Annotated in this window: 5 protein-coding genes and 1 pseudogene; 1 reads left to right on the forward strand and 5 read right to left on the reverse strand. The window is 71.3% G+C overall.

Annotation, left to right across the window (positions count from 1 at the left end):
- Positions 1–114 precede the first annotated feature (114 nt).
- The 3 genes from ACLBYB_RS30380 to ACLBYB_RS30390 all read right to left on the reverse strand — a co-directional run bounded on the left by ACLBYB_RS30380 (position 115) and on the right by ACLBYB_RS30390 (position 4,727).
- Positions 115–1,503 carry a deoxyribodipyrimidine photo-lyase gene (locus tag ACLBYB_RS30380; protein WP_447701041.1) on the reverse strand — a complete coding sequence of 463 codons (1,389 nt, stop codon included), beginning with the start codon at positions 1,501–1,503 and terminating at the stop codon, positions 115–117.
- Between the two features lie 595 nt (positions 1,504–2,098).
- Entirely contained in the window at positions 2,099–3,511 is a 1,413-nt protein-coding gene (locus ACLBYB_RS30385) for a phosphatase PAP2 family protein (protein WP_447701042.1), read from the reverse strand.
- A 136-nt stretch (positions 3,512–3,647) separates the two neighbouring features.
- Positions 3,648–4,727 (reverse strand): TRAP transporter substrate-binding protein, encoded by a 1,080-nt coding sequence (locus tag ACLBYB_RS30390; protein WP_447701044.1) that lies wholly within the window; start codon positions 4,725–4,727, stop codon positions 3,648–3,650.
- Positions 4,728–4,928: 201 nt separating this feature from the next.
- Between ACLBYB_RS30390 and ACLBYB_RS30395 the strand changes: the two genes are divergently transcribed.
- Positions 4,929–5,498, forward strand: coding sequence for a tyrosine phosphatase family protein (locus ACLBYB_RS30395; protein WP_447701043.1), 570 nt, complete (start codon positions 4,929–4,931; stop codon positions 5,496–5,498).
- 24 nt (positions 5,499–5,522) lie between these two features.
- On the opposite strand, the gene ACLBYB_RS30400 is transcribed toward ACLBYB_RS30395, so the two are convergent.
- Both ACLBYB_RS30400 and ACLBYB_RS30405 read right to left on the reverse strand, forming a co-directional pair.
- The gene (locus ACLBYB_RS30400) at positions 5,523–6,659 is read right to left on the reverse strand and encodes a branched-chain amino acid ABC transporter substrate-binding protein (RefSeq protein WP_026604861.1); all 1,137 of its coding nucleotides are present in this window, start codon (positions 6,657–6,659) and stop codon (positions 5,523–5,525) included.
- Positions 6,660–6,809: 150 nt separating this feature from the next.
- A pseudogene (locus ACLBYB_RS30405) lies at positions 6,810–7,123 on the reverse strand (polysaccharide biosynthesis/export family protein); the annotation flags it as partial.

Below are 7,123 nucleotides of genomic sequence, written 5' to 3' on the forward strand. Positions count from 1 at the left end.
GACGACTGAGCCGCTGCGGAGACAAGCGTCGCAATACGCTGCCGCCCGGTCCGGTCATCGTGCGACGATTGCGAGGATACCGAAGCGCCCCAGCGTCCGCGTGGCCGTCCCGCCTCAGCCCTCGGCGGCGCAGAGCTTCTCCACCGCCCGCACATACGCCTTGGCGTCGAACTTCTTGAGCGAGTTCTCGCTCTGATAGCGGACCGTGCCGAAGATCTCGCGCTTCTGCCAGGGCCGGTCGTGCAGGCCGTACACCCAGGCGACGTTGGTGAAGGAGTTCGGATCGCGCCCGTCGAGGAAGTAGCGGTTGTTCAGGCGGAGCGTCCGGGCGAAGCCCTCCTCGGGCGACGGGGACCATTCGAGGATCTTCTTGCCCCAGTACATCCGCAGCTGGTTGTGCATGTAGCCGGTCTCGCGCATCTCGCGCATCGCGGCATTCCAGTAGCGGTCGTGGGTCTCGCCGGCGGCGAGTTGCGCCTCCGAGTAGGCGTGGGGGCGCTCGTCCTTCGCGTGCTCGGCCAGGGTCCTGCGCGCCCAGTCCGGCACGGCCCTGTCGTAGGCGTCGTAGCCCTCCGTGTAGAAGACGTGGTTCATGGCGAGCTCGCGCCGGACGATCAGTTCCTCCAAGTAGGCGCCGCGGTCGTCGGCATCGCCGACCTTGGCCTCCCGCACCGCCAGGGCGATCTCCACCGGCGAGATCTGCCCGAAATGCAGGTAGGGGCTCATGTGCGAGGCGGCGGCCGCCTCCGGCATGTTGCGCCCCGCGCCGTAGCCCGAGAACCCGTCCTTCAGGAACGCCTTCAGGCGCTTGCGGGCCTGCGTCTCGCCGCCCGTGAAGCGCTTCACCGGGCCGACCTCCCGGTCGAGGGTCATCCCAGCGAGCACCGCCTCCGGATCGGAGACGTCGATCGCGCTCTTCAGCGTCAGGCGATCGGCCGCGCGCTTCACCCGGCGGGGTTTCAGCGCCGCGAGGAACGGGTCCCACAGCCGGTTCAGCTTCGGCCTCAGCGTCCGGGCGGCGTACTCGTGCTTCGGCGAGGCCGTCTCGACCGGCACGACGACGTCGCCCTCGACCTGGACGATCCGCGTCTTCACCGACTTGGCGATCTCCCGGTACCAGCCCTTCTGGATCGCGAGGTAGCCGCGGTCGAGCACGAGGAGCGCGGCGTCCTCGGCGAGGGCGATGGCGATCTCGGCGGGCGAGCACTTGCGCATGACGAAGCCGATCCCGCGCTTCTCCAGGCCTGCCTTCGCGTCCGCGAGACCCTGGAGCAGGAAGGCATAGTGCCGGGCATTGGCCTCGGGAAAGCCGCTCGCGCCGTCCAGCAGGCCGAAGCAGGCGACGACCGGCAGATCGAGGCGGTTTCCCTCCTCGATGGCGAGTTCGAGAGCCGGATTGAACGTCGCCCGGTTGGCCTGCTGCAGGAGATACAGGACGTAGGCGCCGTCTTCGCGCGGCTCGACATCGTTGAGGATCCGGATCCGTTCGCCCTGGATCGCCATGCTCACCTGCTCCTTGCTTGGCGCGCCGCGCCGGAACCTTGGCCGGAGAAGGTAGAGCGGGCGGGATTTTCGTCCGTCCGGACCAGACGGATGAAAAGCCGCAGTCGAGGCGACGGGCCGAACTCCGGCTCCAGCCGCCAAAACCCCGCCTCATCAGGGACTTGCACGGCGATCGATCGGTCCCGCCCGCGACAATGCAGGTTTCGATCGCGCTCGACGGCCTGCGACATTTTCAACACAGGCGGGAAGCGACGCGTGCGCGAGCGCACGAAAGGACAGCCCTGCTGTCCTGATGCTCTTGAATTTTCCGTCGAGGAGCGCAGATTGTGCAGCGCGGGAAGGCGATGGCGTCGCCCTTCCGCAGCCCTTCTTGGGCGTTTCCTCCCTAGACTTCGGGCCGCTCCTTCGGGAGTGGCCTTTTTTCTGTCCGGAGCAGGCGCGGGCCCCGGTCCGGCCCTTCCACGGGCGCGGTGAGGGGCAGCGCGCTTCCCGCGCAGGCGGGGCGCCCGGAGCGCGACGGACACCTCTCCGGCGGCCCTGCCTCCCTGGGAGATCCGCGCCGCCGGCGATCCGACAGGCCCTCGGCCACGGCGTGTCAGCGCGTCGCGCTGGACCCCGCCCGGCTCGCCGCCAGCGCGGCGGCCTTGCCGCCCGCCGTGTAGAGGTCGAGGCGCGCGTAGACGCCGAATTCCGAGCCGTCGTCGAGGAAACCGCCGCCCGGCCCCTGCGTCTCGGTGAGGATCGCGTTGGCCTCGTCGAGCGTCAGCGCCGGGAAGGCCGCGGTCAGCAGGTGGCCGGCCTCCGGCGCGACCTTGCCCACGTCCTCACGCCGGCCGGCGGTGTCCGGATGCACCACGGGCAGGCCGTAGGTCTGGGTCGCCGCGTAGAAGGCCGCGTTGGCGGCCGCGTCCTTGAACCGGCCGGTATCCTTCGCCGCGCAGGCCGACACCGCGTCGCCGCAGCCGGCCTTCAGCGCCTCGGTCATCGCCGCGCGGGCCTCCGTCAGGAGCGCCCGGTAATCCGTCACGCCGACCGTCCTGTCGGCCTCGGCGGACGCCTTGTCGAGGACGGCCGGGTTCTTCCGGATCTGGCCGACATAGGCCGGATCGTTGGCGAGCAGGTGCGCGAGGGCGTGCAGCGAGGTCGCCCGGCCGCCCAGCACGTCCATGGCGTAGTGCGCCCCGACGATGATCCGATCGTTGCCGTACTCGGCGGCGCGGGCGACCATCTGCTGGTAGCGCTCGGGTACGAGCAGCGCGAGCACCATGGACTCGGTGTAGCCGTAGGTGGTGTGACCGCTCGGGTAGGACGGGCTGTTCACGAGGTCCTGCGAGGGGCCGCGCAGCCAGTCGAGGCTGTCGGACGCGTCACCGAAATAGTCCTTGCCGCGATACGAGAGGAGGCGTGGCAGGGTCTGGAACGGCCGCGAATTGCCGTAGCGGTCGGCGCCGGGGCTCCCGGCCGGCCGGTCGTAGGCCTTGCCGAACACGTCGGTGACGGCGCCGTTCGACAGGATCGCGGCGGCCTCGTCCGAGACCGAATGCTTGCCGTTGGTCGTGGCATTGGCGAAGAAGTACTTGCCGGAATTCGAATCCGACTTGGTCACGTTGTTGGTGTAGCCGATCAGGTTGGCGACCGCCGGCGCGATGCTGGTGAAGGTCTTGTAGTCGCTGTAGGTCGCCTTGGCGTGGTAGGCCTGGGCCAGCGTGGTGCCGAGGCCGTCGGCGAGGTTGGCGGCGTTGCCGTCGGTGATGAAGCAGTCCCGCAGGGCGAGCTGCTGCTGCTCGGGGAACGGCAGGAGCGTCGGCTGCTGCAGCGCGCCGCTCTGGATGTCGCCGGTGACCCGCAGGTTCGCGTCGAGCGCCGCCTTGCCGTCGGGCGTCGTCTGCAGCCGGGCCACCGGGACCAGCCCGCGCAGGGCCGACAAGTTGGCGGCCGACTGTGCGAGGGCCTGGAGGGGCAGCGCCGCCCCGAGCAGAGCCAATCCGACCCGCAGCGTCCCGAACATGCAGCCCTCCCCTCGCCGATGCCGTGCCGGACGCTAGAGCCGTTCCCGATCGCGTGGCAATCGGGCGCGGCCCCGACGTCCCCATCTTTGAAGCACCCCCGGGGCGCCGCGCCGGCCTTCCGCGGCGGCGCGCGCCTCAGCCCCGCGCCCGGGCGCGGATCATGAAGTTGTCGTAGGTGTACTCTGCCACCTGGAACCAGAGGTACTCCTCGTTGCGGAAGGTCCGCATCGCCTCGTAGACGCGGCGGAAATCGGCGTTCTTGGCGGCGATCTCGGCGTAGACGTCGTTGGCGTTCTTGAGGGCGGCCTCCATGACGTCCTGGGGGAACGGCCGCAGCTGCGCGCCCCCGGCCACCAGCCGGCGCAGGGCCTGCGGGTTGCGGGCGTCGTACTTGGCCTGGACGTCGGCGCCGACCTCGGCCGCCGCGGCCCGGAGGATCCCCTGGTAGGATTTCGGCAGCGCCTTCCACTTCTCGGCGTTGAACCAGAAGTGCAGCAGGGCGCCGCCCTCCCAGAAGCCGGGATAATGGTAGATCGGTGCGACCTTCTGCAGGCCGAGCCGCTCGTCGTCGTAGGGCCCGATCCACTCGGCGGCGTCGAGCTTCTTGCTCTCCAGGGCCGCGTAGATCTCCGGGCCCGGCACCGCCTGCGGCTGGACGCCGAACTTGGCGAGCACCTGGCCGCCCATGCCGCCGATCCGGAACTTCAGGCCCTGCAGGTCCGCGAGGGTCTTGATCTCGCGACGGAACCAGCCGCCCATCTGGGCGCCGGTGTTGCCGCCCGGCAGGCAGACCAGCCCGGCCTTGGCGAAGACCTCGGCGAAGAGTTCGGCGGCGCCGCCCGCCTGCCACCACGCGGCGGCGCCCCGGGCGTTGAAGCCGAAGGGCACCGCGGTGGCCAGCGCGAAGGTCGGATCCTTGGCCATGCCGAGGGTCGCAGGACCGTGTCCCATCTCGACAGTGCCGGCGGCCACGGCGTCGAGCAGGCCCTCGGCCGGGACCGGCTCGCCGGGGCCCTGGACCTGGATCTGGAAGCGCCCGTCGGTGGCCTCCGCGACGATCCGGCTGAGCGCCTCGGGGGCGCCGTACAGGATGTCGAGGGTCTTCGGGTAGGCGGAGGACAGGCGCCAGCGCAGCTCCGGGGCGGACTCGGCCCGGGCCGGCGCGGCGAGCGGCCCGGTCAGGGCCGCGGCGGCGCCGAGGCCGGCGGTCAGCATGCTGCGGCGCCGCGGCCCGGCCGCGGGGGATCGCGCGAGGTGAGGTTCGTCCAACGGCATCTCGTCCGAGCAGGTCCGACCCGTCCGGGCCGGATCGGGGGTCGCAGGTAGCACGTGCGTGCCGGTTCTCGAAAGCCGCGGGCGGCCCGGGCAGTTCCGTGGCGCCTCGAAACCGGACCGTGACCGTGCTAGGCGCCCGGGATGCGAACCGAGCCCGCCGTCACCCTGCACACCGTCTGCGGCCTGGAGGAACTGGCCGGCCACGGCGCGCGCGGCGTGAGCCACGTCCTGTCGCTGCTCGATCCCGGCACGCCGGAGCCCGCGGCCCTCACCGCCTACGGCGCCCACGCCCGCACGACCCTCCGGTTCCACGACTGCCTCGGCCCCGGCGATGGTCTCGTCCCGCCCGAGCCGGAGCACGTCGCGGCGATCCTGGATTTCGGGCGGGCGCTCGACGGGGCCGGCCATCTCCTGGTCCACTGCCATTACGGCCTGTCGCGCTCCACGGCGGCGCTGCTGACCCTGTTCGCGCAGGCCGAGCCGGACGCGTCCGCCGCCGCCCTGGTGGAGCGGCTCCACGCCCTGCGCGAGCCGGCTTGGCCGAACGCGCGCATGATCGGCTACGCCGACGCGATGCTCGGGCGGGACGGGGAACTCAGCGCGGCGGTGCGGCGGCTGCACGCCCTGCAATTGCGGGTCCGCCCGCATCTGGCAGAGCTGCTGCGCGGCCTCGGGCGCGGCGCGGAGGTCGAGGCCGCAGAGACCTTGTGAGGTTGCCTGTGCGGGGTCCGCCCCTCACTTGCCGGCCGGCGTGAAGCTCCCGTCCTTCCACACGTAGAGCACGTAGCCCTGGGCGGTGACGTCGCCCTTGGCATCGAAGCCGACGGTGCCGAGCACGAGATCGAAGCGCTCGGTGTGCAGGGCCTGCGCGATCGGCCTCGGCTCGGTGGAGTGGGCGAAGTTGCCGGCCGCCACCAGCGCCTGCATGGCCGCGTACCCGTAGATCGTCGAGCCCGTGGGATCGACGCCCTCGGCCTTGAAGGCCTTCACGACGGCCGCGGCGGCGGGCTGCCGGCTCGGGTCGAGGTAGAAGGTCATCAGCACGCCGTTGCTGGCCGATCCGGCGATCTTTGCGAAGTCCGGCGTGGCGATGGCCGAGGTACCGAACCATTGCGGCCGGAAGCCCCGGTCCGCCGCGATCTTCACGAGGCGGCCCATCTCGGCGGCGTCGCCGCCGTAGTAGACGACCTCGATCCCCGCGCCCTTGAGGCGGTCGACCAGGGCGGCGTCGTCGGCGTCGCTCGGCGAGAAGGACAGGAACAGCGCCTCGTTCACGCCAATGCGGTTGAGGTTGTCCTTGGTGGCGGCGGCGAGGCTGCGCGCCGCCGGCGTCTGGTCCTGGATCAGCGCGATCTTCCGGTCGCGGAACCGCTCGGCCAGCACGGCGGCGGACAGGCGCGCCTGGTCGTCGTCGCGGCCGCAGACCCGGAAGATGTTCGGCAGCCCCCGGTCGGTGAGCCGGGCCGCCACCGAGGCCGCGGTGATCATCACCACCCCGTTCTGGGCGTAGATGTCGGAGGCCGCGATCGAGGCGTTGGAGCAGACATGGCCGACGACGAGACGGACGTTCGACCGGACGAAGTGGTTGGCCACCGCCATGGCGGTGTTCGAGTCGCAGGCATCGTCCTGCACGTCGAGGGTCACGGGCTGGCCGTCGAGGCCGCCCATGGCGTTGGCGTCCCGGGCGGCGGCCTCGACACCGCGCAGGACCTGCTCGCCGACCGCCACGTAGGGACCAGACCGCGGAACCGCGACGCCGACCACCACGTCGGCCACCGCTTGGGTGGCGGGCAGGAGCGCGAGACACAGGCTCAGGGCGATCAGCGCGGGCCGGAGCGGCCCGTGGGCGGGGACGAAACGTCCGATCTTCATCGGGCTCTTCTGGGCATCCTTGCGCGACACGTCGGCGCGACGGCGGATGCGGCTCCGTAGCCTCGATCCCGCCCCGCACCCAGTGCCCATACGCGAGGACGCGGCGAAACGCGATTTTTTTCCGCGGCGGTCCTGTCGACGACCTGGCCCCTACTTGGCGTAGGCGTAGGCCGTCGCGGCGGAGGCGACCGGTCCGGTGACGCCGTTGAAGGCGGTGAGGACCTTCTGGACCTCGGTGAAGGGGGCGTTCGACACGTAGATCAGGTCGCGGTTGCGCATCCGGAACGCCTGGGACACGAACAGGCTGTTGGGGTCGCGCATGTCGATCCGGTAGACCACCGGCACCAGAGGCGTGCCCAGAAGCTTCGAGCCGGGGCTGAGCCGGCGCACGACGCTGGCCGGCTCGAACCGGAAGATGAACGTCCCGGCCGGGTCGGCGGCGAAGTCCGACAGGCCGCGCGCCT

The organism is Methylobacterium sp. D54C (assembly GCF_053345595.1).

What these genes read in the sequence shown, in the direction of transcription:
- ACLBYB_RS30380 (WP_447701041.1), bottom strand. Translation starts at nt 1,503, where the DNA reads ATGGCGATCCAGGGCGAACGGATCCGGATCCTCAACGATGTCGAGCCG.
- ACLBYB_RS30385 (WP_447701042.1), bottom strand. Translation starts at nt 3,511, where the DNA reads ATGTTCGGGACGCTGCGGGTCGGATTGGCTCTGCTCGGGGCGGCGCTG.
- ACLBYB_RS30390 (WP_447701044.1), bottom strand. Translation starts at nt 4,727, where the DNA reads ATGCTGACCGCCGGCCTCGGCGCCGCCGCGGCCCTGACCGGGCCGCTC.
- ACLBYB_RS30395 (WP_447701043.1), top strand. Translation starts at nt 4,929, where the DNA reads ATGCGAACCGAGCCCGCCGTCACCCTGCACACCGTCTGCGGCCTGGAG.
- ACLBYB_RS30400 (WP_026604861.1), bottom strand. Translation starts at nt 6,659, where the DNA reads ATGAAGATCGGACGTTTCGTCCCCGCCCACGGGCCGCTCCGGCCCGCG.